Below are 26,614 nucleotides of genomic sequence, written 5' to 3'. Positions count from 1 at the left end.
GGGAAATATGCGAAAATAGGTACGATTATTCATTTTATGCTATGATTAAGGGGGACGTATTTGATGTCTGAAGAACGCAAGCTCGCGCTGGAAACATTAGCTGTCCATGCTGGACAAGAGATTGATCCTGCCACGATGGCTCGTGCAGTGCCTTTGTACCAGACGACTTCCTACGGGTTCCGGGATACGGATCATGCGGCAAATCTGTTTGGATTGAAGGAATTCGGCAATATTTATACCCGCTTGATGAATCCGACGACGGATGTGTTCGAGAAGCGCGTCGCGGCATTGGAGGGCGGACTTGCCGCTCTGGCAACGGCATCCGGACAAGCCGCCATTACGTACTCGATCCTGAATATTGCCGGAGCGGGAGATGAGATTGTGTCGTCGGCCAGCTTATACGGCGGTACATATAATCTGTTCGCGATCACTCTGCCCAAGATCGGCATCAAGGTACATTTCGTCGATCCGAGCGATCCGGAGAACTTCCGTAAAGCGATTACGCCGAACACGAAGGCGGTATTTGCGGAGACGATCGGCAATCCGAGAGGCGATGTGCTGGATATCGAAGCGGTGGCTTCCATCGCCCACGAGAACGGCATTCCGCTCATCCTGGACAATACCTTCCCAAGTCCATACCTGTGCCGCCCGATAGAGCACGGTGCGGATATCGTCGTTCACTCCGCCACCAAATTCATCGGCGGCCACGGTACATCGATCGGCGGCATCATTGTAGACGGCGGGCGCTTCGACTGGAAGGCGAGCGGCAAATTTCCCGGGCTGACCGAACCGGATCCCAGCTACCATGGACTTGTTTATACGGATGCGCTAGGTCCGGTCGCATACATAATTAAAGCACGCGTGCAGCTTCTTCGCGACATGGGGGCGGCCATTTCTCCCTTCAATTCTTTTTTGATGCTGCAGGGTCTGGAGACTCTGCATCTGAGAATGGAACGCCACAGCTCAAACGCGCTGAAGGTAGCTGAATTTTTAGAGCGGCACGACGCGGTTGAATGGGTAAGCTATGCCGGATTGCCAAGCCATCCTTCCTATGATCTGGCCCGCAAATATATGCCTAAAGGCCAGGGAGCCATTTTGACGTTCGGCATCAAGGGCGGCGTGGAAGCCGGACGCAAGGTGATCAACGCCGTGAAGCTGTTCTCTCACCTTGCCAATGTGGGCGATTCGAAATCGCTGATCATTCATCCGGCCAGCACAACGCATCAGCAGCTCAATGAAGAGGAGCAATCGGCCGCAGGCGTCAGCCCCGGCATGATTCGGCTGTCGATCGGCACGGAAGCGATTGAAGACATCATCTACGACTTGAATCAAGCGATTCAAACCAGCCAGAAATAAGGGAGCGAGCATGACATGACAGCCCGCAAAGATTGGGACACGTACTTTATGGATATCGCCTATATGGCATCCACCCGTTCAAGGTGCAACCGCAGACATGTGGGCGCGGTGCTGGTTCAAGGGAAAAAGCTCTTGGGCACGGCTTACAATGGGGCCCCCTCGGGCGTCCCCGATTGCTCGGAGGCCGGCTGCATGCTGGTGGAAGAAATTGAACTGGTGCCTGCTGAAGGGAAAGAACAGGTGGTCAAAAAGCAGCGGTGCATCCGGACCATTCATGCGGAACAAAATCTGCTCCTGTTCACCGATCGCGAGGACCGGGAAGGCTCGGTTGTGTATGTAACCGATCAGCCGTGCTGGACCTGCGCCAATATGCTGGCGAACAGCGGCATCTCAGAGATCGTGTATCACCGGGCTTATCCGAAGGATCATGACAAGGTAAGCGCCTTGATGGAGCAAAAAAAACTTACGTTCCGTCAGTTGGAGAAGTACGAGCCGCCGGCAAGCACGGTCTCGGAAGTCACAAATTAAATCACTTGGAGGAAGAACCTCTTTTCGGACATGGTTAGCCATGTGTTCGGAAGGAGCTTTTTTTGTTGGCAAACAGAAGGGAGCTGACAGGTATCGGGAGAAGACCTATCGTCATGCTTGCCCTGTGCTGGACGCTGGGGTATGCCGTAGCCTTGGTATACCCGATGGCCTGGATGAATCTGTTTCTTGCTTTCGGCGCCGGGATTTTTTGCTGCCTGGTGCTCATGCTTAAACCGAGGGGCTCGGCCTGGTTCGCAGGTATGCTGATCGCTTTGGCAGCGGCCGGATGGTACGGAGAGTATGATGCCGGCAACAGAAGTCTGATCCGGCTTGAGGCTGAGGAGACGAACGGAGCGGGATTTCGAGGCAGAATCATGACTCCTGTGGAGGTAGACGGTGACCGGGTTTCTTTTCAGGCGAAGGCGGATCGCGTATCGCTCGCGGAGGGTTTTCCGCCGGAGAATGGGGGTCGAGGGGAGCTTGTTCAGTTTTCGATCCGTCTAGTAAAGCAGGAAGAACAGGAAATGGCGAAGCATTGGCAAAGAGGGGATAAGATTGAGCTTGAAGGGACGTTATTGCGGCCGGGGGAGGCCCGTAACTTCGGGGGCTTTGATTACCGGGACTATTTAAGGTTTCAGCACATCCACTGGCAAATGACGGCCAAAGGACTGGATGGAATCAGCGTGACCCCACCCGCCTTCGGGGAGTGGGGAGGCTGGCTGGTTCTTCGCGCAAACGACCGGTTTCGCGAGCAGCTGGCTGCCAAAGTGGAGCAGCTGTTTCCTGAGGAACAGAGCGGCTTTATGAAAGGCATGCTGATCGGTCTGGAGGATGACATCGACCCGGAGCTCTTCGACCAATTCTCGCGGCTCGGACTTACGCACATTATCGCTATTTCCGGCCTTAATGTCGCGATTTTTCTCGCCTGCTTGATTTGGCTCATGCGCCGGTGCGGTTTCACGCGTGAAACGTATTTGCTCACGGCCATTGCGTTGATGCCCGTCTATATCGCCGTGACGGGCGCGGCGCCTTCCATCGTGAGAGCGGGGATCATGGCCATGATCGGCTTATATGCGGCCTATCGGCACCGGTTGAAGGACGGGCTGCATATTGCGCTGATCGCCGGTGTCGGGATGCTGATATGGGAACCGTATTATTTGGTGAACGTCAGCTTCCAGCTGTCGTTTCTGGTGACGCTGGGGATCATCCTGGGCGTCCCGGCGATGAATAAGCTGCTTCCCTTGAAGCGGCCCAGGCTGCGCGATGCCGTTTCCATTACCGTCGTAGCGCAATTCGTTTCGTTTCCGCTTACGATTTATTATTTCAGCCAGTTTTCGCTGCTTTCTTTTGCGGCTAATTTTTTGCTTGTTCCGGTATTCAGTATGATCGTTATGCCAGCGGGGACGGCGGCGATGCTGCTGTCTTTCCTTTCTCTTTATATCGCCAAACCGTTTGCTTGGTTCGTCAGTCAGGTCAATACCCTTCTGTTCTGGATTGTGGACGGGTCCAGCCGATCGGAGTGGTTTCAAACCATTTGGCCGAGCCCGGAACCGGTATGGATCCTGATGTACTACGGTTTGCTGGCGCTGCTTGTGGTGCTGATGCTGGGCGAGCGGGATTCGCAGGAAGCAGGGGAAAAGACTGAGCCTATGCTGTATACCATGGCGGAGCATAGAGGCCGGGAGCGCGCGCGGCGGTGGATCCGATATGTGCTGCTGCCGGCCGTAATCGTTAGCTTCGCCGCGGTGTTGTGGACCGGTTATGATCCCCGGCGGGAGAAGGCGGAGGGCAGAGTGCATTTTATCGACGTCGGTCAAGGGGACAGCATCTTGATCCAGCCGCCGGGAAACGGCGGCAGCCTGCTGATCGACGGCGGGGGTACCTTATCCTTTCGCAAGCCGGGCGAGGAATGGAAGCAGCGGCGGGATCCGTATGAAGTCGGCCGGAAGCTGCTCGTGCCGCTGCTCAAAAAACGCGGTGTCCAGACCATCGACGAGCTGATTCTAACCCATCAGGATGTCGACCATTTTGGCGGTTTACAGGCGGTTATCGAACAAATCCCGGTGAAACGGCTGATTTTTAACGGGACGCTGAAGCCGGCTGCCGGGGTGGAGAAGCTGTTCCAAACCGCGCTGGACCGCGGTATTCAGCTTGTCGATGCGCGTGCCGGAGACCGGTTGGAGAAGGGACAGGATACGGTGCTCCATTTTCTGTATCCGTTCCGGGAAGCGGACGGTTCGGGGCTGCGTTTGGAGCAGGACCAGAATCCGAGCTCCATCGTGTTTCTTATGGAGATGTCCGGGACGCGGTGGCTGTTTGCAGGGGACATCGGCGAAGGGGCTGAACGGAAGCTGCTGGAACGGTGGTCGGCATTGGAGCCGGGGACGTCGAAGCTTCTGGAACCCCCTGTTGATGTGCTGAAAGTAGCGCATCATGGAAGCAAATCTTCTACCTCCGAGCTGTGGTTGAGGGCGTGGCGGCCCAGGCATGCCGTGATTTCCGCAGGAGTGAAGAATGTGTACGGGCATCCCCATCCTTCGGTACTGGAGCGGCTGGCCGCGCATCGGGTGAGCGTCCACCGCACCGACCGTCACGGCGAGGTGCAGATGACCGTTCGCGAGGGCAAAATATATATGCGCACAAAAATGAAGGAATGAGACGCGAACTTTCTGGGGCTGCCGGCACTTTCCGTACCCGCCGGATTTTCTTCCGAAGGGCTGCCGGTCGGCTTGCAATTCATGGGCAGACCTTTTGGGGAAGGTGAAATTTTATCCGTTGGTCATTGCTACGAACAGTACACCTCTTGGTATAAAGAACTGCCTAAAGAAGAAATATGGGTTGCCTAGCATGGGGAAGCTTCGGCTTCCTTTTCTTTTATGCAGGAAAGGGAGATCGGCATGCAGGAAAATACTGTACAGAAATCGGCAAACAAAGGTACGGTCATCGCTTCGGTGACGACGGCCAGCATGTTTGCAGGCATTCTGCCGGCCATGACGGTGGGATTGAACGCGTTACCCTTCCGGCAGGTATCCCGGGCGATGTCTATGAACCACGTCGCAGCGCAAATTACCGCCTCTGTGGCGGTTGTCTTATTTTCTTTGTTTTTTGAAGCCAAAAGAAGCGTATATGCGACGCTTATGCCCGTACAGGAAGCGGAGGTATTGGCGGTGCAGCAATTATTTCTGGCCATGGGCGTCATGGTGTTGTTCGCGGTGCCTGTCTCGTTAAGATGGATGCGCAAAAAGCATCGCGGGCAGTTGGATGCCGCTTGCGCCTGTAAACGATAAATATTCCCGTTGGTTGAAAAAAGCGGAATGATGAATGCAGCTTGAATAAACGGCCTGTTTTTGTTATGATCTTCACCTGTGCGGCATGACCGCGGGTGGGTGAGGGATAATACGAAACAGGGGAAATCGGAATGCTTTTGTCCAAGCGATTCAAGGCCAGTATGCTGGTGCTGCTGGGAGCCGCATCATTTGGCATTTTGTCGACCTTCGTCAAGCTGGCTTACAGCTATGGATTTACGCCGGGCGAGGTGACGGGCAGCCAGGTGCTGATCGGGTGGGCCGCGATGTGGCTGATCAGTTTGCCGTACTGGCACACATTAAAACGGGTAGCGAGGCGGTCGGTATTCAAGCTGATCGGCAGCGGGCTTTTTACCGGGCTTACAGGCGTCTTCTATTATTACTCGTTGCAGTCTTTGGACGCCTCGTTCGCCGTGCTGCTGTTGTTTCAATTTACGTGGATGGGACTTCTGATGGATTGGTTTCTGCACGGCAAATCGCCCGGGCGCTTTCAGGTTGCGGGTGTGGCCGTTATCCTTGCCGGGACGGTGCTCGCCTCCGGCTTATGGATGGGAACGACAAAGCCCGTTAATCTATCCGGAGCGGGACTCGGATTGCTTGCGGCGGCGAGCTACACGCTGTTCATCTATTTCAGCGGAAAGGTAGCCGTCGAGGTGCCTGCATTGCTGAGAAGCTCGTGGATGGTTACCGGGGCGGCTATCGTGGTTTTACTGATTTATCCGCCACAGTTTCTGTGGAACGGCTCGCTTGCCGAGGGGCTGTGGCTGTGGGGAGGCATTCTGGCCTTGTTCGGCATGATCCTGCCCCCGTATGTATTCGCTAAAGGAGCGCCGCACCTGGATACGGGGATGGCAGCCATTCTTGGAGCGGTAGAGCTTCCCGTCGTGATCATCGTCTCCGGGCTGCTGCTTGGAGAGCGGACGGGATGGGTGCAGTGGCTCGGCATCGGTCTGATCCTTGCAGGCATCATCTTGTCTGAACGGAAAAGCGCCGTGAAGCGGACAGACCCGCCGGCAGGCAAGCTTTAATGAAGAAAGACCGCTCTTCCTGGTGGAGGGGCGGTCTTGCCGTATGTGCGTTTCGTTGAGCCGGCGCTGCCATTGTAACTGCCACGGGGTCCTGAGGTCCTTTTGCCGTTATCGGACGACGCCGGCATAGATCTGTTCTGTAAATGCTTTGTAGGCCTGCGATACATATGCGTCCCTGCGCCGAATCAGCACGGTCCATACACGGCTGTGCTTATGCGCAATGGGATGGCAGCGGATGGAGCCTTCCTCTGCTTTGCGCTGAACGATAGAGCGGGGAAGCAGGGAAATGCCCAATCCGGCGGCCACGCAGCCGAGAATCGTTTCGAGCGTGCCGAATTCCAGAATTTTTACAGGCATGACGCCTTCCTCATGAAGCCACTGCTCCATTCTGGCACGGTAGGAGCAGCCGGCGCGAAACGCCAGCAGCGTACGTGAGCCCAGCTCTTTGGCGGAGGCCAGCGGAGGGTGTGCGGCATCGGTAACGATCATCAGTTCTTCTTCAATGAACGAATCCTGCAGAAGGTCGGGGTGCTCCACGGGTCCGGCGACAAAAGCGCCGTCGAGCTCATAATCCAGCACGGCCTGAACAAGCTGTTCCGTCGGGCCGGTGACTAACGTCAGGTTCACTTCCGGGTAGGAACGGTGATAGGAGGCCAGCAGCTCGGGCAGACGCACCGCAGCCGTCGTTTCCATAGAACCGATGGCCAAGGAGCCTTTTGGAGCAGTTCCGTCGGTCACGGCCCTGCGCGCTTCCTCCATCAGGCGCAGCACTTGGTCCGCGTAGCCCTTAAGCGTTTTCCCCGCAGGGGTCAAGGTAATGCCGCGGTTATGGCGGTAAAAGAGCGGCGTTCCCAAATCGTTTTCCAACTGACGGATTTTGGTCGTGATATTGGATTGTGCGTAGCCGAGCTGCAGGGCAGCTTTGGAAACGGTTCCGGCTGCAGCCGCCGCTTGGAAAGCTCTGAGCATGTCGATATCCAATTTGCGCTCCTCCTTTTTCTGATATCTCAATTTCAGATAGATCATATCAATATTACGTATTTTACATGATACCAAGAAAGCGTTATGCTAACAATAGCAGGCTGCTAAAAAAATGGGGACCGGAGGAGGAGCGGGCATGACGGTATGGGCAGGACGGCCGCTTGGTCTTTTAATCAGCGGTGTGCTGGCGCTTTTTATAGCCATGGGCGTCGGCCGTTTCGCGTATACGCCGATTCTGCCGTTTATGATGGAACGGCAGTTTTTCGGAGAAGCCGGAGCGGGAGCGCTTGCATCGGCGAATTATGCGGGGTATTTGGCCGGCGCCGTGATGGCGGCGTGGTTCTCGGGCAGCGAGCGGAGGCTTGGACGGCTCAAGCTCTCCCTCGTTATCAGCGTGCTGACAACTGCTCTCATGGGATTGACGACGCTTTTCCCGCTATGGCTGGCTCTGCGGTTTATTTCCGGCTTTGCTGGAGCGGCCGTATTCGTGTATGCTTCCGGCGTCGTGATGGACGGCCTTGCGGGTCTGCGGGGTTTTGCCGGCGCTTCGGGTGTATTCTACGGCGGAGTCGGGGCGGGAATCGCCGCTTCCGGACTTGCGGTTCCGCTTCTTGAGGCATCCTTTGGCTGGCAGGGCACATGGCTGGGGCTCGCGCTGCTCTGCGCCATGCTGTTAAGCACGGGCTGGCGGGGGCTGCAGGAGGTTGGAGACCGCAGGCCTGCGCCGCCCGCATCCGGCTCTTCCGGAAAAGGCTTTCGCCGCGTGGACCCGCGAATGCTTCGCCTGCAGCTGGTATACGGCCTGGAAGGCCTGGGATACATCGTGACCGGAACCTTTTTGGTCGCTTATGCCCAAAGTGTGCCCGCTATGAAGGAGCTTTCCTACTGGAGCTGGGTGCTGGTAGGGGCGGCAGCTATGCCTTCCTGCTGGATGTGGTCCAAGCTTCAGGGGTACTGGGGGCAAGAGCGGACGCTCTTCTTTTCCATGCTGCTGCAGGCTGTCGGCATTCTGCTGCCTGTGGTTTTCCCGACAGCATCCGGTTTGGCCGTCGGGGCGATTCTTTTTGGAGCCACGTTCATGGGCATTACGACGTTGGCGGTTTCATTGGCAAGGCGTCTGGCGGTTTATGATGCGGGAAGAAGTGTAGGATTGCTCACCGCCATCTACGGCGCAGGCCAAATGGCCGGTCCGGCGGCTGCAGGCCTGTTCGCCGCTCTGTCCGGGAGCTATCGATGGTCGCTTGCCGGAGCGGCCGTCATCGTTTTGATCGGCGCTTGCATTATCATCATTCCTATTCACGCGAAAGGACGATCGACATGCCCTATGTAAACATTAAGATTACGAAAGAAAATGTGACGACGGAGAAGAAAGCCGAGCTGATTCAAGGAGTAACCCGGCTGTTGGCAGATGTACTTAACAAAAATCCGCAAACGACCGTTGTCGTCATTGACGAAGTGGATACGGATAACTGGGGGATCGGCGGCGAGTCGGTCACGGTACGCAGAAAGCAAGGGAAATAAAGCCAAAAAGATTTCAGTCCGCAAGCGCGGCGCTGAAATCTTTTTTTGTTTTCGCGAACGAAACAAATAAGCTTTCCGGACGTATATTAAACTGCAAAATATGGCAGCTTAACGGCGTTTTCCTTCTATATACCTGAAAGGAAATATTTGATATTCTTAATAGAGTTAAAGACGCTGCAACATTTTTGCAGTCCGGAACGTTTATAAGGTTGCATGAGAGGGGGATCCCAGTGGTAGCGCCAGAATTAATAAAGGCTGCCCAATCGGGCGATCGCGACGCTCTTATTACCCTACTGCGAGAAATCGAGAATCACGTTTACCGCACCGCTTATTACATTCTGGGCAATGAGCAGGATGCGTTAGACGCCGCACAGGAAGCGTTAATCCGAATCTATACAAAAATCAACTCCTACGAAGAAAAGGCTCAGTTTAAAACGTGGGTTCAGCGCATCGTGACGAATCTTTGCATCGATAAATTCCGTCGGGCAAAGCCGACAGTCTCGATTGAACAGCACGATCTGAGCTTTACCGACCATAAAACGGTGGAAGACGAAGTGATGTCGTCGTATATCGCCCAAGACATCAGAGAGGCGATCGACAAGCTGCCCGAGCACCATCGATCGGTGGTCGTACTGAGGTATTTGGAGGATTTCTCCTATAATGAAATAGCAGAATCGTTGGATTTGCCCATAAACACGGTAAAGTCTTATTTGTTCAGGGCGAGGCAGCAGCTGCAAACGATTCTTGGAGAGTATAAAAAAGCGGGCAGCGATGCGATTCGGGGATGAGCGACGAATGATAAAAGATATACGAACACCAAAGAAAGGTAGTGTACGGGGATGATGTGTCAAGAGGTGATCGAGCTGATGCAGAGATACCTTGATCGGGATCTCGATGAAACGGAGTACAGCCGGATGCTTGGGCATCTCCGGCAGTGTCCGGATTGCACCGAGCTGTTCGAGCGTCTTGTGAATTTGTCGCATGAGCTCGAGAGCTTGCCGAAGGTAACCCCCCCTTTCAGCCTGGTGGACGCCATCATGCCGAAGCTGGAGCAGCTTGGCGAAGCAGGCGGACAGGTTCCGGGCGAGGCATGGTCGGCACCAATTGGGGAAGAGAAAGCGGAGGTTGAGACGGAGAAGCAGACGGCGCCGCCTCCACGAGAACAGTCAAAGCGGGGCATGCGTAAAAACGTCAGGGAATGGTTTTCGTTTCCGGTGTTTGGAGGCGTTGTTGCGGCCGGTCTTGCGTTCGGGTTCTTTCTGTTCCAGCAGCAAGCCGGACCGGATGCGGGCGGCATATGGCTCGGACTGGACCAGAAAAAAGCAAGCGAAAGCGCTGTACGGGATTCAAGAAGCCAGGCCGCTGACAATCAGGGTAGCACGATGTCGGCTCAAGACCAATTACCTGCACAGGACGCCCCAAATCAGGGCGGAACGGACGGAATAGATCAACATGGCGCGACGGGCGGCAGCGGAGCTCCAAACGAATCTGCAGCGGGAGCGGACGATTGGGAAGAAAAGCAGAGCCTTACGCCAATGGCGATAGCGCCCAAAGCGGCGGTCCCCCCTGCGGCGCATAAACCGACGTCGAAGCCCGAGGAGCCGGCGGTATCGAATACCGCACCTGAGCCTGAACCGGCGAAGAAACCGGCCGGCGGATCGGAGCCTTCCGCGCCGGAAGCCTCGGGGTCTGACGATAAGCCTTCCCACGGTGTGTCCTCCACCATGGACCCGACTGCAGGCGGAGGTGGCGGAGAGCCGGAGAATCCATCAGAGCCTGCCGTACCTGAAGTTAACCGCAGCAAGATCGGCGGTCCGATGGGACTATTGGGCATGCCGGAGGCAGAGGCGCCGCCGGTGCATCAGTTGGCTTCCGCTGACGGGAAATATACCGCTTATTTCGAGAATGCCCGTGTGATCGTGCGAACCAAGAACGGCCAAGAGGCTTATGTCTCCAAATATTCGTGGGAAGATGCAGACCGGATAAACCTGGTCGAATGGTCTGCAGATTATAAGCTGACATATGCGGTGAAAATGCACGAGCAATCGAGAACGTTCATTGTTTCGCTTGCGGAACAGACGGAGACGGAAACGAAGGCAAACAAAAACTGAACTAGCGGCGTCTCTCTGCAAGCTGCGGGGTTCACGATTTTAAACTTGTTTTGCACACTTCTCAACGATTCGGCGTATACTAGGATATCCAAGCAACACGATACTATCGATTCACGTCGTATGACCACCGGCCGCTAAGGGGTTTCTAGAGCCAACCTGTCGGCGGTGTTTATATAGATGGGTTTCGGACAAAGGGATTAGGTCAGACCGCACCGGTTTTGACGTAATCCCTTTGTTGTTGATATCATATAATGTACCGGCACAGACGGGGATAAGAAAGGGAAGACTTGGGACGGGGATGGTGGCTGACGGCGATGGATTACAAGACAGCGGTCAAACAAATAGACAAGGGGCAATTCGCGCCGGTTTATGTATGTTACGGCTCAGAGAGCTACTTGATTCGGGAACTGATTAACCGCTTGACGGACAAGCTGGCGCTGCCGGAGCATAAAGCGTTTGCCGTATCCCGTTACGATTTGACGGAGACACCGGTGGAAGCGGTAATCGAGGAGGCCGAGACCCTTCCTTTTATGGTGCCGAACAAGGTGGTTGTGGCCAATAATGCTCTCTTTTTGACAGGCGCCAAAGAGAACGGCAAGGTCGAACACAAGCTGGACCGGTTAACGGATTATTTGAAGACGCCTGTTGACTTCAGCATCATCGTCTTTACGGTGGATGCGGATAAGCTGGATGAACGCAAAAAAATCGTCAAAGCGTTAAAGGAAGCGAACGCGCTGATTCCTTGTACGGCGCTCTCGGCGGACGAATTGGCGCATTGGGTGAATCAGGAAGCGGACAAGGCGGGCATCAGCCTGGCTCCCGGCGTGGCGGAGCAGCTGATTTTATATACGGGAACAAACCTGCAGGCTTTGGCCCAAGAGTTGGAAAAATGCGCCCTCTATATCGGGCGGGGCGGCACGATCACATCCGCCGATCTGGAGCAGCTTGTGACCAGAAGCATCGAACAAAATATTTTTCAGCTTATCGAGCATATTGTGCAAGTGGAACTGGATCAAGCGTTTACCTTGCTGAATGAGCTTCTGCGGCGCAAGGAAGAGCCGATCAAGATCGTCATGCTGATCGCACGGCAGTTCAGGATCATGTTTCAGGTGAAGGATCTGATGCAGCAGGGCTATTCCCAACAGCAGATTGCCGGCCAGATCGGCCTGCATCCGTATGGAGTCAAAATTGCGGCGGGGCAGGCGGTTAAGTTCGAGCTGAAGCGTCTGGCCCATATTTTGCAGCAGCTGGGGGATTTGGATTACCAAATGAAAAGCGGTAAAATCGATAAGGTGCTGGGGCTGGAGATGTTTTTGCTGAAGCTGGCTTCCTGATCGCCGGAAAGGCAAGGCACCCGTTGGATTGGAGAAACAAAAAGACCATGTATCCGTATAGGAGACATGGTCTTTCTTTCGTCGCTCGAACTTAAGCCTGCGCGGAAAGAGCGTTAAACTTTTTCGCTAAGCGGGACTTTTTGCGGGCAGCGGCATTTTTATGGATCAATCCTTTGGTCACTGCTTTGTCCAGCTTCTTGCTGGCAGCGATCAGGGCAGCTTTAGCTGTTTCCACGTTGTTGCTTGCTGCAGCTGTTTCAAAAGATTTCACAGCAGTGCGAAGTGCGGATTTATGAGAGGCATTGCGCAGACGGCGCTTTTCGCTCACTTTCACACGTTTAATCGCGGATTTAATGTTTGGCATGACGTTCACCTCCTACTACAACTTGCAAAAAACTAAATGTCCATTTCATCATTCGCAGACAACTCTTGATATTCTAACATGAGGCATATCAAAATGCAATAGAAACGCAGGAGGGCGTCTGTAAAACTTTTGCATAACGTTAACAGCTTTTTCACATTATAAACCATGAGCACAATGAGAAAAGGGGACGAGTTCATGGATCTGGACCTAAGCGCATATTCAGTCCGGACAGACCTGGCGCTGGAGGCGAACGAAATGGCTTCTTCCGCAGGTTCGTCCATCCCGGGCGTACATACGTCGAATGTTGAGCACGACGGCATCCGTGTCAGTCTGATCGACATTACCTCCCAGGAAGGATCCCGGGCGCTCGGAAAGCTGCCGGGTCATTATATTACGATTGAAGTACCGGCGCTCCGGCAAAAAGACAGCGATCTTCAAAACAGGGTTGCCACCGTACTAGCTCAAGAATTCGAGAAGTTTTTGCAAAAGCTGAACATTTCCCGGGACGCCAAAGTTCTCATTATCGGACTTGGCAATTGGAATGTGACGCCCGATGCTTTAGGTCCGATCGTTGTCGAGAACGTGATGGTGACAAGGCATTATTTTGAACTGATGCCGGATCAGGTGAGTCCCGGATACCGCGCTGTCAGCGCAGTAGCCCCGGGTGTACTCGGCACGACGGGAATTGAAACCGGCGAAATCGTGCAGGGAATCGTCGACCGCTCGAAGCCGGATCTGGTCATTGCTATCGATGCGCTTGCCTCACGCTCGCTCGAAAGGGTGAATACGACGATTCAAATTGCCGATACAGGCATTCATCCCGGCTCGGGCATCGGAAGCAAACGCAAGGGTCTTACGCTCGAAACGTTAGGAGTTCCTTGTATAGCGATCGGCGTGCCGACCGTCGTTTACGCTTCTACCATTGTAAACAATGCGTTTGATATGATGCAGAATCATTTCCGGCAGCGAACCGCCAATACCGAACACATTCTCGGTCTGCTCGATAACCTTAAGGAGCAGGAGCGGCTGCAGCTTGTCAAGGAAGTGCTTAATCCTTTGGGGCACGATCTGCTGGTCACGCCCAAAGAGATCGATCAGTTTATTGAAGACATTGCGAACATCATCGCAAGCGGCTTGAACGCCGCATTACACGAAGCGGTGGATGCGGACAATGTGTCGGCATATACCCATTAATCCTGATGCGAAAACGCCCGAAAGGCTCATTATTGAGCCGATCGGGCGTTTTTTATTGTTGAACGGAGGGCCGCAAAGCTCCTTCTTCCGATAAGGTCTATTATTTTTAGGTTCTATCGATTTACGCCTCTTCATAGAGTTGTTAGTAGACGATCGAGGAGACGAACAAGCGGGCGGAACCCGAGTGACCGCCGCCGCGCCTGCAGAACCGGAAGCAGAAGAAGGAGGAATGGCAATGAAATGGCCGGCAATTACGGTGAGCTTGAACAAGCTTCGGAAAGCGAAATATTCCGTTGGAGTGTATATGCGGACCTTGACGATTTTGATGACGGGATGCCTGTTATTTTTTATAGCGCTGGGGTTGTTTGGATATGTGCATTCCAAGATCAGGAATACGGAGCCGTCTTCTTCCATGAAGGGGCTGGCGGCCTCGGTATCGAGCCAATTTTTCATGGATATGATGGGCATGGAGATTCCCCATCTTCCGTCGGACGGGAAAACGTTCACGTTCTCGCAATCCAACGTATCCGCCTTTTTGTTTTCTCTGGTGACCGACCTGAACCCGCATGATCCGAAGTCGTTGATCGCCAGGGAGGTGCCGGGGATGGGGCAGGATCGCGCCGTTCTGCTGAGCAAAGGCGGCGGGACGGCAGATTCCCCGATGGATTTCGGACCGAAGTCCGGCGTGTTTGAACGGGAAGATTTGGGCGAGGCCGGCTCCATTACGGCGAACCCGGGTGCCGCTGCGGAGGGGCCGGTTCAAGGTCCTGAGCATCCGCTTCCGACTGCGCAGCCTCCGAGAACAGCGGGCAAAAATGTGGTATTCATTTATCAGTCCCACAATCAGGAGTCCTATTTGCCGGAACTTCCGGGAGTGAAGGATCCGGACAAGGCCTACGATCCAAAGAAAAATGTGACGCTTGTAGGCCGCAGGCTTGCGGAAAAGCTGGAAAGGGAAGGGATCGGGGCCGTGCATTCCGACAAAAACTATCCGGCGATCGAGCCCAATTTCAATTACTATTATTCTTACAGGTATTCTCTCAAAACGCTGCAGGAAGCCTCGGCCGGACATCCTGATTTGAAATTCTATTTTGATCTTCATCGCGATTCCCAGCGGCGCGACAAAACAACGGCTACCATTAACGGCAAGACGTATGCACAGGTTTATTTTATCATCGGCGGGAAAAATCCGAACTGGAAGCAAAATTATGAGTTTGCCGAGCAGATCGACCAAGCGTTGGAAGAAAAATTCCCGGGTATTTCCAAGGGGATTCATGCCAAATCCGGTGAAGGCAACGGGGTATATAATCAGAATTTTTCACCGCACAACGTGCTGATCGAAATCGGCGGCGTGGACAACACGCTGGAGGAGTGCTACCGTACTGCGGATGCGCTTGCGGCAGCGATCTCCCAAGTCATCCTGAATGCGGAGAAGGTGGATGCCCCTCCTGCTCCTGCCCCGGCGGAGGAAAAAAAGCAAAGCTGAGCCGGCCAAACGTAAGCGTCCGCCGCCTGCAATGAAAGGAGAGGAAAGTGTGTGAGAGGCAATGCATTCGTAAAGTACGGCACCTTTGGGCTGGCCATGGCGTTTTGCATTTTTTTCGGCGTATCGCTCGCCACGCAGGGGACAGAACGGATTCACGGACCGCTTACCAAAGCGCAGGCGGACGCCGCGCCCGCGCAGCGTGCTTACAGCTCGGCGCCGGCTGCCGGAAAGACGGCGGCGGCAGGCAGCCATACGGCCAAATCAAAGCCGCCGGTCAAATCGAAGGCGGCGACCGACGCCGAGCCGACCGCCGATACGGGAATCAACCGCGTGGGCAACAAGGCGGGGGAGCTGCTGCAGATTGCGGCGTATCACGCGATTCGCGCTTTCGTCTCCTTGATTGAAGCCCTGCTGAAGTAATCGGGACTCCATTGAAGCATTCCCTCACAACTGCTATAATGAATAGTATTGTAAATTTGCAGGTTAGTGAGGTTTAGCTGCCGATGGATATCCGAGCCAGACAGAAAAAAATCAGAAATTTTAGCATTATCGCTCATATCGATCATGGAAAATCAACGCTGGCTGACCGGATTCTCGAATTCACCGGCGCGCTATCGTCGCGTGAAATGCAGGATCAGGTGCTCGACCAGATGGATTTGGAACGGGAGCGGGGGATCACGATCAAACTGCAGGCCGTCAGGCTGAACTACCGTGCCGATGACGGCGAAGAATATATATTGAACCTGATCGACACCCCGGGCCACGTCGACTTTACGTACGAGGTATCCCGCAGCCTTGCGGCCTGTGAAGGCGCGCTGCTCGTCGTAGACGCGGCTCAGGGCATCGAAGCGCAGACGCTGGCCAACGTGTATCTGGCATTGGACAATAATTTGGAGATACTGCCGGTCATTAACAAAATCGATTTGCCAAGCGCAGATCCGGAGCGGGTGAAGCAGGAGATCGAGGACGTCATCGGGCTCGATGCAAGCGAAGCGGTGCTCGCATCGGCGAAGGCGGGCATCGGGATTAAAGAAATCCTTGAGCAGGTGGTCCAGAAGGTGCCGGCTCCGACGGGCGATCCCGACCAACCGCTGAAGGCGCTCATTTTCGACTCGCACTACGATCCGTACAAAGGCGTTATCGTTTACGTCCGGGTGATAGACGGCTCTATCCGTTCAGGCTCCAAAATCAAGTTTATGGCGACGGACAAAACGTTTGAAGTCATCGAGGTCGGGGCGTTCAAGCCGCGGATGGGAACCGTCGAGTCGCTGGAAGTCGGCGATGTAGGCTTTATCGTGGCGGGGATCAAGAATGTCGGCGATACCCGCGTCGGGGATACCGTCACCGATGCCAAGAACCCGACACCGGAACCGCTCCCGGGCTACCGCAAAATCAACCCTATGGTGTTCTGCGGTTTGTACCCGATTGAAACAAGCGATTACAACGACCTGCGCGAAGCGCTCGAGAAGCTGCAGTTGAACGACGCTTCGCTCAGCTTCGAGCCGGAGACATCGACCGCCCTCGGATTCGGTTTCCGCTGCGGCTTTCTGGGGCTTCTCCATATGGAGATCATTCAGGAGCGGATTGAACGGGAATTTAACATTCCGCTCATTACCACGGCGCCGAGCGTGGTATTCCGCGTGACGCAGACCAACGGTACGGTGCTGAACATTGAAAATCCGTCGCTGTTTCCTGAAGTTGGCAAAATCGATTTTGTCGAGGAGCCGTTCGTGAAGGCGTCGATCATTGTCCCTAACGACTACGTCGGGGCGATCATGGAGCTTTGCCAATCCAAGCGCGGCGAATATATCAATATGGAATATCTCGATACGACGCGGGTTACGTTGACCTACGAGATCCCGTTATCGGAGATTGTATACGACTTCTTCGATCAGCTAAAATCGAGCACCAAGGGGTATGCATCCTTTGACTATGAGTTTTCGGGCTACAAACGTTCCAACCTGGTCAAAATGGATATTCTGCTGAACGGAGAGCAGGTAGACGCCTTCTCCTTCATCGTTCACCGCGACCGCGCTTACAACCGCGGACGCATCATTTGCGAGAAGCTCAAGGAGATCATTCCGCGGCAAATGTTCGAGGTGCCTATCCAGGCGGCGATCGGACAGAAGGTCATTGCCCGTGAAACGGTCAAAGCGATGCGCAAAAACGTGCTTGCCAAATGCTACGGAGGCGATATTTCCCGGAAACGGAAGCTCCTGGAGAAGCAGAAGGAAGGGAAAAAGCGCATGAAGCAGGTCGGCAGCGTAGAGGTACCGCAGGAAGCGTTCATGGCGGTGCTGAAGATCGACGATAAATAAACTGAAATAGGCGGGCAGGTGCTGATCGGGGCTATCGCGGCTTCAGGCAGGCACCTGCTTTTGCCATTCGAGGGATGGTGACCCAAATGCTGCAGCAAAACCAAACGCCTAAAGCGGTGTACCTTCATATCCCGTTTTGCACGAACAAATGCCATTACTGCGACTTTAATTCGTATATTCTCAAGGGCCAGCCGGTCATGGAATATTTGGACGCATTGGAGCGGGAGATGGAGCAAACCGTAAAGGCAGTGCCGCCGGGAGAGATCGAGACGATTTTCGTGGGCGGAGGAACGCCTACGGTGCTGACGCCCGAACAGATGAAAAGCTTTTTGCACCGGGTACGCACCTACTTTCCGCTTTGGTCGCCTCAGCTCGAGTTTACAATGGAAGCGAACCCCGGCACAACGGATCCGGATAAGCTTCAGGCCATGAAAGAGGGCGGCGTCAACCGGGTCAGCTTCGGCGTACAATCGTTCGACAACGGACTGCTGGAACGGATCGGAAGAATTCACAACACGGATGACGTATACCGGAGTCTTGAGAACGCGCGCGCGGCCGGCTTTACCAATCTGTCTATCGATCTGATGTTCGGACTGCCGAAGCAGACGCGGGATATGATGGAAGATACGCTCCGCAAAGCTTTAGCGCTGGATCTGACTCATTATTCGATTTACAGCTTAAAGGTAGAAGAAAACACACTGTTCCATGCCCTGTATGAACGGGGCGAGCTTCCGCTGCCTGAGGAAGAAGAGGAAGCTGCCATGTTCGCCCTGATCATGGAGCGGTTAAAGTCCGCGGGGTACGGTCAATATGAGATCAGCAATTTTGCGAAGCCAGGGTATGAGAGCCGCCATAATTCAATGTATTGGCGCAATCAAAGCTATTACGGCCTTGGCGCGGGAGCGCACGGGTATGTCCGGGGGCTGCGCCATGTCAACATAAAAGGGATTCAGCCGTATATTGACGCGACCCGGAAAGGACGCCCGCTTTTGGAAACCAGTGAGGTCAGCGAAGAGGAGGCCATGGAAGATTTCATGATGGTCGGGCTGCGGCTGCTTCGCGGCGTAAGGAAAGCGGATTTTACCGAGCAATTCGGCAGAAAACTCGAGGATGTGTTCGGCGATGTGCTGGATAAGCTTTGCGGACAAGGGCTGCTTGAGGCTCAGCCGGAGGGCTATAAGTTATCCGCACGCGGGTTATGGCTTGGCAATGAGGTGTTCGGCGAGTTTTTGGGAGCGGTCGGGTTAAAAAAGGGTTGAATATTTTATACGTTCTGTTGTATATTTATTCATATTATTTCATTGCACTTTTTACTAGACGAATGGTGGGATCCCGATGAAAATGACCGTGACCTGCAGAAAAGCGACGGAAGACGATATAGGTACGCTTTACGATATTATTCAAGGCTATGCTGAACAAGGGATTATGCTTCCGCGCTCCAGGGAGACGCTCGCCGCGCAGATCGATACGTTCATCGTGGCGGAGATCGACGGTGCCTTGGTTGGCTGCGGTTCGCTGACAAGGCTTGGACATGATCTTGTGGAGATCCGTTCGCTCGGCGTAACGAGCGGTTATAAGGGACAGGGAATCGGCAAGGCGCTTGTCGATTTTTTGGTCAAAGAAGCAAAAGAACAGGGAATTCCCAAAGTCATGGCGCTGACATACGAGGTGGCGTTTTTTCAGAAAAACGGGTTCACTGTTGTGGATAAAGAAATCTTTCCTGAGAAGGTTTGGCGGGACTGCATTCATTGTAAAAAGCAGCATTGCTGCGACGAAATTGCCGTTCTGAAACGGTTGTGAGACGACTTGACACAGACCCTTGGGGTCTGTTATTTTTGTATTAGATTAGCACTCGATCGAATGGAGTGCTAACGAAAGGTGGGATGAATGTGCTAACCGAACGTCAACGTCATATTTTAAGCGCCATCGTAGATGATTATATTCGTTCAGCAGAGCCGATTGGCTCCCGCAGCATATCCAAACGCGGAAATGTGGGATTCAGCCCTGCCACCATCCGCAACGAAATGTCAGACTTGGAGGATATGGGCTATCTGGAGCAGCCGCATACATCGGCCGGCCGGATTCCTTCTCATAAGGGTTACCGATATTATGTCGATCATTTGATGACTTACGGCAAACTGGCACACCATGAAGTGAATGTGCTCAAACGTTTTTTTACCGATAAAATGCAGGAGATGGAAGGGGTTATCCAGCAGACGGCAATGATTTTGTCTCAGCTTACCAATTATACTTCCATCGTACTCGGGCCGGAAATGACGGGCACGACGATGAAGCATCTGCAAATCGTCCCTTTGAATGAACGGACAGCCGTTGCTATCATTGTTACCAATACAGGCCAGGTAGAGAACAAAACGGTGACGATTCCCGAAGGCATCCCGATGGGCGAGATCGAGAAGTTCGTCAACCTTCTGAATGCACGGCTGAAAAACGTACCGCTGCTTCATTTTAAATCGAAGCTGTATACGGAGATCGCGGCGGAGATGAGCAGCTATGTTTCCGGCTATGAGGAGCTATTGGCCATGCTGGATTCCGTGATAAGCCGCGGAGAAGAAGAACGCGTATATTTGGGCGGCACGACCAACATGCTCAATCAGCCGGAATTCAAAGATGTCGATAAAGTGAAGAATATTCTTGACCTGCTTGCCGAAACGCCGAAGCTGGTACAGCTTTTTGACGGGACGGCGGATGCGAGGGGCGGAATTCAAGTGCGGATCGGCAGTGAGAACAAGCTCGAAGCGGTGAATGATTGCAGCCTGATTACCGCATCGTATTCTATAGACGGTCAATTGCTGGGCACCATCGGCATTCTCGGTCCGACACGGATGGATTACGCCAGAGTAATGAAGCTTCTGGATCATCTGTCCAAAGATTTGACGAAGCTCATGGAGCGTTGGTATAAATGAGCCAGGTGAATAACGGGAGTCAGGATGGCGAGGAAACTTATGCAACGCTGAGAAACAACGCCAATGCGATTCGCGCGATTTGCGCGGCGGTGGAAGGAACGCTGGGCCCTAAGGGGCTTGATACCATGTTGGTAGGCTCACGGGGAGAAGTTATTATTACCAACGACGGCGTCACCATCCTGGAGAAGATGGATGTGACCCATCCGGCGGCAAGACTGCTCATCCAGGTGGCCCGATCCCAGCAGGATCGGGTGGGAGACGGTACGACAACCGCCACGGTGCTTGCGGGAGCGCTTGTAGCTGAAGGCGTGGCTCAGGTCACACGCGGCGTTCCGGTAGCTAAGGTCGTACGCGGGGTGCAGGAAGGCATTGCATTCGCTTTGCGTTCCCTGGCTCGTCGTTCGCGCCCGATCAGCGGGCTCGACGATCCTTTGTTGTATCGGATCGCTTATATTGCGGGGCGTGAGTACGCCGATTTGGCCGGACTCGTCATTGAAGGCGCCAAACGGCTCGGGCTGCAAAAGTTGAGGGAGGAGCATTTCCGCTTTTCTGACGTCATTTTATCCCGCGGCAAGGCAGAGGGAGAGGTTTGGCCCGGCCTGCTTATTCAGAAAAAGCCAGCCAATGCGCAGCTTGAATTTCCTCCCGATACGGCTCATATCCTGCTGTTTCAGGATGCATTCGAACCGGAAACCGTCGATGAGGAGGCTTTGACGACGGATGCCGGCTTTCACAAGCAGCTGCAGCTTCGCGAACAGTTCCGCGAGATGCTCGGGAAGCTGATCGAGCTGCGCGTGGGCTTTATCGCTTCGGAACGGGGGATTGATCCGGAAGCGGAGCAGTTCTGCACCGATCACGGGATTATGGTGCTGCAGCGCTTGCCGCGGGCGGAGCTGCGCCGCATTGCGGAATACACCGGTGCCCGGCCGCTCCGCCGCAGCGGGCTGCGCAAGCCGGCCCATGAATTGGCAGGCTATCTCGGTTATGCCGGGCATGTTGCCTACGACGAACGGCTGGAGTTGGTGCGTATGGCTGAGGGCAAAGGCCGTGCGCAAGTATCGATCGTCGTCGGCGCCAGCACAAGCGAAGTCGTCGGAGAACGGCTTCGCATTGCCCGTGACGCGGCTTCCAGCGTGCAGGCCGCGCTGCGGGGAGGATGCTTGCCCGGCGGCGGGGCTGCCGAGATGGCCGTTGCGCATGAGCTCGAACGGTACCGAGAGACGGTGCAGGGGATGGAAGGCTTCGGCATCGCGGCCGTTGTGCAGGCGCTGCGTAAGCCGCTGGCGCAAATTGTTGTGAATGCGGGCTACAATCCGCTTGAGAAGGTAGAAGAAGCCAAAGCCGCGCAGATTGCCGCGGGGAGCGACAGCCTCGGTATCGACTGCGATACGGGAGCGGTGAAGGATATGCTGGAGCAGGGTGTGATCGATCCGGCGGAAGTGAAGCTGCATGCGCTGCAGGCGGCAGGAGAAGTGGCGTCCGCTGTGCTGCGCATACACACCGTGATTAAAATGCGGGATCCGCGTACCGAAGAGTGAGTGCTGCCGTATGGTTGTGTTCACCGATGCAGAATGGTTACAATATATAAATAAAGATAAAGGTCGGCGTACCCTGAACTGCTCAAGCCACAGTTATAGTGGATGGCCGGGCTGATTCGGTCAAGGAGGTGACAGACATTGAACACGGAACAACAAGCGGACGGACGCCAAAAGGCAGGCGAACAGCCGGAGCAAGAGGCGAACGTTACATATGAAGCCGCAACTGATAATGAAACGAATGCTGCCGAGGCCGGAGACGAAAACCAACAGGCGCAGGCAGCAGATGCTTCCGAAGCCCAAGATGCTGTCAATCAGGAGCTTGAGGAGCTTAGGAAGCAGGTGGAAGACCATCAGCAGAGATTGTTAAGAGCTCAAGCCGATTTTGATAATTACAGACGGCGTACGATGAAAGAAAAGGAAGAATTTGCGAAGTACGCCTCTTTAAAGCTTATCGAGCAGCTGCTCCCGGTTGTCGACAATTTCGAACGGGCCCTCGCCGCAAGCAAAGATAACAAGGATTACGACGCTCTGGCCAAGGGCATCGAAATGATTTTCCGTCAATTGGACGGAGTGCTTGCAAACGAAGGCTTAAAGCCAATGGAAGCGGTGGGCACACCGTTTAATCCGGAATACCATCAGGCGATCATGCAGGTGGAATCGGAAGAACATGAGGAAGGCATTGTAGTGGAAGAGGTACAAAAGGGCTACATGCTTAAGGATAAAGTTCTGCGTCCGGCCATGGTCAAGGTGAGCTCATAAGTGCAGCATCATTGCAAACGAAACAAACGAAATTAAGGGAGGCAAATCCTTATGGGTAAAGTAATTGGTATCGACCTTGGGACAACAAACTCTTGCGTAGCCGTTATGGAAGGCGGCGAGGCGGTAGTTATCCCTAATGCGGAAGGAAACCGTACGACTCCTTCCGTAGTGGGCTTCAAAAAGGATGGAGAGCGCATCGTCGGCGAGACGGCAAAGCGTCAAGCGATCACGAATCCTGACCGTACGGTCATCTCCATCAAGCGTCACATGGGTACGAATCATAAAGTGAAAATCGACGATAAAGAATATTCGCCGCAAGAAATTTCGGCCATGATTCTTCAGAAGCTGAAAGCCGATGCGGAAGCGTACCTGGGCCAACCGGTAACGCAAGCCGTCATTACGGTTCCCGCTTATTTCAACGACAGCCAGCGTCAAGCGACGAAGGATGCCGGTAAAATCGCAGGTCTTGAAGTGCTCCGGATCGTTAACGAACCGACGGCGGCCGCTTTGGCCTACGGTCTTGAAAAGTCCGAGGACCAAACGATTCTGGTTTATGACCTTGGCGGCGGTACATTCGACGTCTCCATTCTGGAGCTTGGCGACGGCTTCTTCGAAGTGAAAGCAACCAGCGGTGACAACCGTTTGGGCGGAGACGATTTTGACCAAGTCATCATCGATTATCTCGTTTCCGAGTTCAAAAAAGAGCACGGCATCGATCTGAGCAAAGATAAAGCAGCGGTTCAACGTCTGAAGGATGCGGCAGAAAAAGCCAAGAAAGAGCTGTCCGGCGTCTTGACGACAACCATTTCCCTGCCGTTTATTACGGTCGTGGACGGCGTGCCGCAGCACTTGGAGGTTAACCTGACCCGTGCCAAGTTCGAAGAGCTTTCCGCTCCTTTGGTGGAAAGAACGATGGGTCCTACCCGCCAGGCCTTAAGCGATGCCGGACTTACTCCGGATCAAATCGATAAAGTGGTGCTGGTCGGCGGTTCTTCCCGGATTCCGGCTGTCCAGGAAGCTGTAAAACGCCTGATCGGCAAAGAGCCTCACAAAGGCGTAAACCCTGATGAAGTGGTGGCTCTCGGTGCTGCCGTTCAAGCGGGTGTTCTGACAGGGGACGTGAAAGACGTCGTATTGCTCGACGTAACGCCTCTTTCCCTGGGTATTGAAACCGCAGGCGGCGTGTTCACTAAGATGATCGAACGCAACACGACGATTCCGACAACGAAATCGCAAGTGTTCACGACTTATGCAGACAACCAGCCAAGCGTTGAAATTCACGTGCTTCAAGGTGAGCGTGCGATGGCTGCGGACAACAAAACGCTGGGCCGCTTCATTTTGGGAGACATTCCACCGGCGCCGCGCGGCGTTCCGCAAATCGAAGTTACCTTTGACATCGACGCCAACGGTATTGTTAACGTGTCTGCACTCGATAAAGGCACAGGAAAAAGCCAAAAAATCACGATTACTTCCTCCAGCGGTTTGTCTGACGAAGAAGTCGAGCGCATGATGAAGGAAGCTGAAGCTCACGCTGAAGAGGACCGCAAACGTAAAGAGCTCGTAGAAGCCCGCAACCAAGCGGATCAGCTCGTTTACTCCGTCGACAAGACGATCAAGGATTTGGGCGACAAGGTTGACCAAGCCGAAATCGATAAAGCTAATGAAGCGAAAGAAAAATTGAAAAAAGCTCTCGAAGGCAACAGCTTGGATGAGATCAAAGCAGCCAGCGAAGAGCTTACCCAAGTCGTTCAGCAGCTGTCCGTGAAGCTGTATGAGCAAGCTGCCCAGCAGGGCCAGGCAGGAGGAGCGGAGGATGCGCCGGGTGCCTCCAAGGGTAAAGACAACGTAGTGGATGCCGACTATGAAGTAGTCGACGACAAGAAGTAATAACCCGTTAGACACGCAGGGAGTCAAAGCCGGCATGACCGGCTTTGACTTTCCGTTTGTCGCCCGGGAGTAGGAGTGGAACGATGAGCAAACGCGATTACTATGAAGTGCTCGGGGTCGGTAAGGACGCTTCTCCGGAAGACATAAAAAAAGCTTACCGCAAGCTGGCGCGCCAATATCACCCGGATGTCAATAAGGCGCCAGACGCAGAAGCAAAGTTTAAAGAAGCGAAGGAAGCGTACGATGTTCTGAGCGACGAGCAAAAGAGAGCGCAGTACGACCGCTTTGGCCACGTCGATCCGAACCAGGGCATGGGCGGGGGCGGCTTCGGTCAGGATTTCGGCGGTTTCGGCGATATTTTCGATATGTTCTTCGGAGGCGGTCAGCGCCGAAATCCGAACGCTCCTCAACGGGGGAACGATCTGCAGTACACGCTAACCATCGAGTTTAAAGAAGCGGTATTCGGCAAAAAAACCGATATTCGTATTCCTCGGACCGAGACCTGCGACACTTGTGAAGGCAGCGGCGCAAAACCGGGAACCAAGCCGCAAACATGCGGTGTCTGCCATGGCTCCGGCCAGCAGGAAGTGGTGCAGAATACGGCGTTCGGCCGCATCGTTAACCGCCGCGTCTGCTCGGCCTGCCAAGGACAGGGTAAAATCATCAAGGACAAGTGCGGCACCTGTCATGGTTCGGGTAAGGTCAAGAAGCAGCGTACGATTAATCTGAACATTCCCGCCGGAGTGGACGACGGAGCGCAGCTTCGTGTCACCGGCGAAGGAGAAGCCGGAACGCGCGGGGGTCCTCCAGGGGATCTGTATGTCGTTATTCGGGTGAAGCCTCATGAATTTTTCGAGCGCGAGGGAGACGATATCTACTGCGAAGTGCCGCTGACATTCGCACAGGCGGCACTCGGGGATGAAATCGAAATTCCAACCTTAACCGAGAAGGTGAAGCTCAAAATTCCTGCCGGTACCCAAACGGATACGTATTTCCGTCTCAAAGGCAAAGGCGTTCCGCGACTTCGGGGCTATGGACAAGGCGATCAGCATGTCAAAGTCGTCGTGGTTACGCCGACGAATTTGACTGATGAACAAAAGGAACTGCTGCGCGAATTCTCCAAGCTTTCCGGTGAGAATACGAATGGACAGCAGCAGTCGTTATTCGAACGAATGAAAAAGGCTTTTTTAGGCGATTGATGAACACGGCAGGCTTTCCGCTGGAGCGGATTGCCTGCCGTGTTTTTTGTATATTTGAGCAGATTGGGGCTGAAACTAATTGCATTGTGAAAGCATAATCGACTATTGGACAGGAGGTTTATGGATATGAATGCAAAGAATAAGGCACAAAATGAACTGTCTACAGCCAAAAACGAGGACGTTGAATTTTCGGGCGAGCTGGCCGATGGCGATGACCGGAAAGCCGCTCAGCGTGCCGAAGCCGCCGACGCCCGCCAGGAAAAGAACCAAGGGTAGCGCGATGGCGGAGAAAAGCATACTTGCCTATTTTCACTCGCTGGAGGAAGCGGAAGGAGTCGCTTCCAAACTGAGAGCGCTGAGGGCCATCGACGTGTCCGTTGACCGTTTCGGCAAATATCCCGGAGACGGCGTTGATCACGTGATGAATCCGATCACAAGCGACTTTCCGGGGCTTGGCTACTTGACGCAAAGCGCCGATTTCGACAGCCGGGATGCGGCGGTGTTGGCTGCGGCGGACGTAGACGCCAGCGGCTTGGCAGGCGGGGCGGAATCGGACCTGACCGGCAGAGACGTTGTGTTGGCGGCTGTTGTGGACGAAAGCATATATGAACAGGCTCTCCGCGTCGTACATGAAGGTGGAGGCATTCCATAAATTTGAATGAATAGCTGGCACCCGTTCAGGGATGCCGGCTATTCATTTTGGAATTCATAGGCCTTCTGAGGTAAATATGATTCTAGACCAGCCGGTTTGTTAACGATAAAGATAAAAATGATAAATTTG

General features: G+C 54.1%; 26 protein-coding genes. 24 read left to right on the top strand and 2 right to left on the bottom strand.

Annotated elements, in window-relative coordinates; translation table 11 throughout:
* Positions 1 to 63: 63 nt before the first annotated feature.
* The 6 genes from BLT35_RS03210 (at position 64) to BLT35_RS03185 (ending at position 6,217) form a co-directional block, all read left to right on the top strand.
* A complete protein-coding gene (locus BLT35_RS03210; protein ID WP_062407494.1) occupies positions 64 to 1,356 on the top strand; it encodes a homocysteine synthase in 1,293 nt (430 codons plus the stop codon).
* Positions 1,357 to 1,371: 15 nt separating this feature from the next.
* On the top strand, positions 1,372 to 1,884 hold the full coding sequence (locus BLT35_RS03205; RefSeq protein WP_074726992.1) for a deoxycytidylate deaminase: 513 nt from the start codon (positions 1,372 to 1,374) through the stop codon (positions 1,882 to 1,884).
* Positions 1,885 to 1,949: 65 nt separating this feature from the next.
* Positions 1,950 to 4,541 (top strand): ComEC/Rec2 family competence protein, encoded by a 2,592-nt coding sequence (locus tag BLT35_RS03200; protein ID WP_309225096.1) that lies wholly within the window; start codon positions 1,950 to 1,952, stop codon positions 4,539 to 4,541.
* A 12-nt stretch (positions 4,542 to 4,553) separates the two neighbouring features.
* Positions 4,554 to 4,730 (top strand): amidase family protein, encoded by a 177-nt coding sequence (locus tag BLT35_RS27755; protein WP_139170762.1) that lies wholly within the window; start codon positions 4,554 to 4,556, stop codon positions 4,728 to 4,730.
* Between the two features lie 51 nt (positions 4,731 to 4,781).
* Positions 4,782 to 5,171, top strand: coding sequence for an MFS transporter (locus tag BLT35_RS03190; RefSeq protein ID WP_139170758.1), 390 nt, complete (start codon positions 4,782 to 4,784; stop codon positions 5,169 to 5,171).
* A gap of 131 nt (positions 5,172 to 5,302) precedes the next feature.
* Entirely contained in the window at positions 5,303 to 6,217 is a 915-nt protein-coding gene (locus tag BLT35_RS03185) for an EamA family transporter (RefSeq protein WP_074726990.1), read from the top strand.
* 108 nt (positions 6,218 to 6,325) lie between these two features.
* Here the strand turns inward: BLT35_RS03185 and BLT35_RS03180 are convergent, their stop codons facing one another.
* Positions 6,326 to 7,198, bottom strand: a complete 873-nt coding sequence (locus BLT35_RS03180) for a LysR family transcriptional regulator (RefSeq protein ID WP_074726989.1) — start codon at positions 7,196 to 7,198, stop codon at positions 6,326 to 6,328.
* 136 nt (positions 7,199 to 7,334) lie between these two features.
* On the opposite strand from BLT35_RS03180, the gene BLT35_RS03175 reads away from it, so the two are divergent.
* From BLT35_RS03175 to holA, 5 genes are all read left to right on the top strand, one after another.
* On the top strand, positions 7,335 to 8,528 hold the full coding sequence (locus BLT35_RS03175; protein WP_074726988.1) for a YbfB/YjiJ family MFS transporter: 1,194 nt from the start codon (positions 7,335 to 7,337) through the stop codon (positions 8,526 to 8,528).
* A complete protein-coding gene (locus tag BLT35_RS03170) occupies positions 8,516 to 8,719 on the top strand; it encodes a 2-hydroxymuconate tautomerase family protein (protein ID WP_054818538.1) in 204 nt (67 codons plus the stop codon). The genes BLT35_RS03175 and BLT35_RS03170 overlap by 13 nt, the downstream gene beginning before the upstream one ends.
* A 230-nt stretch (positions 8,720 to 8,949) precedes the next feature.
* Positions 8,950 to 9,507, top strand: a complete 558-nt coding sequence (locus tag BLT35_RS03165) for an RNA polymerase sigma factor (RefSeq protein ID WP_062407507.1) — start codon at positions 8,950 to 8,952, stop codon at positions 9,505 to 9,507.
* A 51-nt stretch (positions 9,508 to 9,558) separates the two neighbouring features.
* A complete protein-coding gene (locus tag BLT35_RS03160; protein WP_074726986.1) occupies positions 9,559 to 10,830 on the top strand; it encodes an anti-sigma factor family protein in 1,272 nt (423 codons plus the stop codon).
* 314 nt (positions 10,831 to 11,144) lie between these two features.
* The gene (gene holA / locus BLT35_RS03155) at positions 11,145 to 12,164 is read left to right on the top strand and encodes a DNA polymerase III subunit delta (protein WP_054818550.1); all 1,020 of its coding nucleotides are present in this window, start codon (positions 11,145 to 11,147) and stop codon (positions 12,162 to 12,164) included.
* A 91-nt stretch (positions 12,165 to 12,255) separates the two neighbouring features.
* On the opposite strand, the gene rpsT is transcribed toward holA, so the two are convergent.
* Positions 12,256 to 12,528, bottom strand: coding sequence for a 30S ribosomal protein S20 (gene rpsT, locus BLT35_RS03150; RefSeq protein ID WP_054818541.1), 273 nt, complete (start codon positions 12,526 to 12,528; stop codon positions 12,256 to 12,258).
* A gap of 195 nt (positions 12,529 to 12,723) precedes the next feature.
* Between rpsT and gpr the strand changes: the two genes are divergently transcribed.
* The 13 genes from gpr to BLT35_RS03085 all read left to right on the top strand — a co-directional run bounded on the left by gpr (position 12,724) and on the right by BLT35_RS03085 (position 26,485).
* Entirely contained in the window at positions 12,724 to 13,722 is a 999-nt protein-coding gene (gpr, locus tag BLT35_RS03145; RefSeq protein ID WP_062407511.1) for a GPR endopeptidase, read from the top strand.
* A gap of 235 nt (positions 13,723 to 13,957) precedes the next feature.
* Positions 13,958 to 15,208 (top strand): stage II sporulation protein P, encoded by a 1,251-nt coding sequence (spoIIP, locus tag BLT35_RS03140; RefSeq protein ID WP_062407513.1) that lies wholly within the window; start codon positions 13,958 to 13,960, stop codon positions 15,206 to 15,208.
* Positions 15,209 to 15,259: 51 nt separating this feature from the next.
* On the top strand, positions 15,260 to 15,628 hold the full coding sequence (locus tag BLT35_RS03135) for a hypothetical protein (protein ID WP_062407515.1): 369 nt from the start codon (positions 15,260 to 15,262) through the stop codon (positions 15,626 to 15,628).
* 83 nt (positions 15,629 to 15,711) lie between these two features.
* Complete coding sequence (gene lepA / locus BLT35_RS03130; protein ID WP_062407517.1) at positions 15,712 to 17,526, top strand: translation elongation factor 4; 1,815 nt, start codon at positions 15,712 to 15,714, stop codon at positions 17,524 to 17,526.
* A gap of 86 nt (positions 17,527 to 17,612) precedes the next feature.
* The gene (gene hemW, locus BLT35_RS03125) at positions 17,613 to 18,785 is read left to right on the top strand and encodes a radical SAM family heme chaperone HemW (RefSeq protein WP_062407519.1); all 1,173 of its coding nucleotides are present in this window, start codon (positions 17,613 to 17,615) and stop codon (positions 18,783 to 18,785) included.
* 76 nt (positions 18,786 to 18,861) lie between these two features.
* Entirely contained in the window at positions 18,862 to 19,326 is a 465-nt protein-coding gene (locus tag BLT35_RS03120; RefSeq protein ID WP_062407521.1) for an N-acetyltransferase, read from the top strand.
* Between the two features lie 89 nt (positions 19,327 to 19,415).
* Complete coding sequence (hrcA, locus tag BLT35_RS03115; protein WP_054818552.1) at positions 19,416 to 20,450, top strand: heat-inducible transcriptional repressor HrcA; 1,035 nt, start codon at positions 19,416 to 19,418, stop codon at positions 20,448 to 20,450.
* Positions 20,447 to 21,988 (top strand): TCP-1/cpn60 chaperonin family protein, encoded by a 1,542-nt coding sequence (locus tag BLT35_RS03110; RefSeq protein WP_062407523.1) that lies wholly within the window; start codon positions 20,447 to 20,449, stop codon positions 21,986 to 21,988. The genes hrcA and BLT35_RS03110 overlap by 4 nt, the downstream gene beginning before the upstream one ends.
* 138 nt (positions 21,989 to 22,126) lie before the next feature.
* Positions 22,127 to 22,747 carry a nucleotide exchange factor GrpE gene (grpE, locus tag BLT35_RS03105; protein ID WP_054818542.1) on the top strand — a complete coding sequence of 207 codons (621 nt, stop codon included), beginning with the start codon at positions 22,127 to 22,129 and terminating at the stop codon, positions 22,745 to 22,747.
* Between the two features lie 51 nt (positions 22,748 to 22,798).
* Positions 22,799 to 24,634 (top strand): molecular chaperone DnaK, encoded by a 1,836-nt coding sequence (gene dnaK / locus BLT35_RS03100; RefSeq protein ID WP_074726985.1) that lies wholly within the window; start codon positions 22,799 to 22,801, stop codon positions 24,632 to 24,634.
* Positions 24,635 to 24,717: 83 nt separating this feature from the next.
* The gene (gene dnaJ, locus BLT35_RS03095; protein WP_062407529.1) at positions 24,718 to 25,833 is read left to right on the top strand and encodes a molecular chaperone DnaJ; all 1,116 of its coding nucleotides are present in this window, start codon (positions 24,718 to 24,720) and stop codon (positions 25,831 to 25,833) included.
* A gap of 126 nt (positions 25,834 to 25,959) precedes the next feature.
* The gene (locus tag BLT35_RS03090) at positions 25,960 to 26,109 is read left to right on the top strand and encodes a YfhD family protein (RefSeq protein ID WP_137670481.1); all 150 of its coding nucleotides are present in this window, start codon (positions 25,960 to 25,962) and stop codon (positions 26,107 to 26,109) included.
* Positions 26,039 to 26,485, top strand: coding sequence for a hypothetical protein (locus BLT35_RS03085; RefSeq protein WP_309225095.1), 447 nt, complete (start codon positions 26,039 to 26,041; stop codon positions 26,483 to 26,485). Before BLT35_RS03090 ends, BLT35_RS03085 begins: the two co-directional genes overlap by 71 nt.
* The last annotated feature ends 129 nt before the right edge of the window (positions 26,486 to 26,614 follow it).

This window comes from Paenibacillus naphthalenovorans (assembly GCF_900099895.1).
Classification (GTDB): Bacteria; Bacillota; Bacilli; order Paenibacillales; family NBRC-103111; genus Paenibacillus_G; species Paenibacillus_G naphthalenovorans.
This window is presented reverse-complemented; position numbering and strand designations above follow the sequence as displayed.

Coding starts and splice junctions, on each gene's coding strand:
- BLT35_RS03205 (WP_074726992.1), top strand. CDS start 1,372: ATGACAGCCCGCAAAGATTGGGACACGTACTTTATGGATATCGCCTAT.
- BLT35_RS03175 (WP_074726988.1), top strand. CDS start 7,335: ATGACGGTATGGGCAGGACGGCCGCTTGGTCTTTTAATCAGCGGTGTG.
- BLT35_RS03210 (WP_062407494.1), top strand. CDS start 64: ATGTCTGAAGAACGCAAGCTCGCGCTGGAAACATTAGCTGTCCATGCT.
- BLT35_RS03120 (WP_062407521.1), top strand. CDS start 18,862: ATGAAAATGACCGTGACCTGCAGAAAAGCGACGGAAGACGATATAGGT.
- holA (WP_054818550.1), top strand. CDS start 11,145: ATGGATTACAAGACAGCGGTCAAACAAATAGACAAGGGGCAATTCGCG.
- BLT35_RS03085 (WP_309225095.1), top strand. CDS start 26,039: ATGGCGATGACCGGAAAGCCGCTCAGCGTGCCGAAGCCGCCGACGCCC.
- BLT35_RS03160 (WP_074726986.1), top strand. CDS start 9,559: ATGATGTGTCAAGAGGTGATCGAGCTGATGCAGAGATACCTTGATCGG.
- hemW (WP_062407519.1), top strand. CDS start 17,613: ATGCTGCAGCAAAACCAAACGCCTAAAGCGGTGTACCTTCATATCCCG.
- gpr (WP_062407511.1), top strand. CDS start 12,724: ATGGATCTGGACCTAAGCGCATATTCAGTCCGGACAGACCTGGCGCTG.
- lepA (WP_062407517.1), top strand. CDS start 15,712: ATGGATATCCGAGCCAGACAGAAAAAAATCAGAAATTTTAGCATTATC.
- BLT35_RS03190 (WP_139170758.1), top strand. CDS start 4,782: ATGCAGGAAAATACTGTACAGAAATCGGCAAACAAAGGTACGGTCATC.
- dnaK (WP_074726985.1), top strand. CDS start 22,799: ATGGGTAAAGTAATTGGTATCGACCTTGGGACAACAAACTCTTGCGTA.
- rpsT (WP_054818541.1), bottom strand. CDS start 12,528: ATGCCAAACATTAAATCCGCGATTAAACGTGTGAAAGTGAGCGAAAAG.
- spoIIP (WP_062407513.1), top strand. CDS start 13,958: ATGAAATGGCCGGCAATTACGGTGAGCTTGAACAAGCTTCGGAAAGCG.
- BLT35_RS03185 (WP_074726990.1), top strand. CDS start 5,303: ATGCTTTTGTCCAAGCGATTCAAGGCCAGTATGCTGGTGCTGCTGGGA.
- BLT35_RS03090 (WP_137670481.1), top strand. CDS start 25,960: ATGAATGCAAAGAATAAGGCACAAAATGAACTGTCTACAGCCAAAAAC.
- BLT35_RS03110 (WP_062407523.1), top strand. CDS start 20,447: ATGAGCCAGGTGAATAACGGGAGTCAGGATGGCGAGGAAACTTATGCA.
- BLT35_RS03170 (WP_054818538.1), top strand. CDS start 8,516: ATGCCCTATGTAAACATTAAGATTACGAAAGAAAATGTGACGACGGAG.
- dnaJ (WP_062407529.1), top strand. CDS start 24,718: ATGAGCAAACGCGATTACTATGAAGTGCTCGGGGTCGGTAAGGACGCT.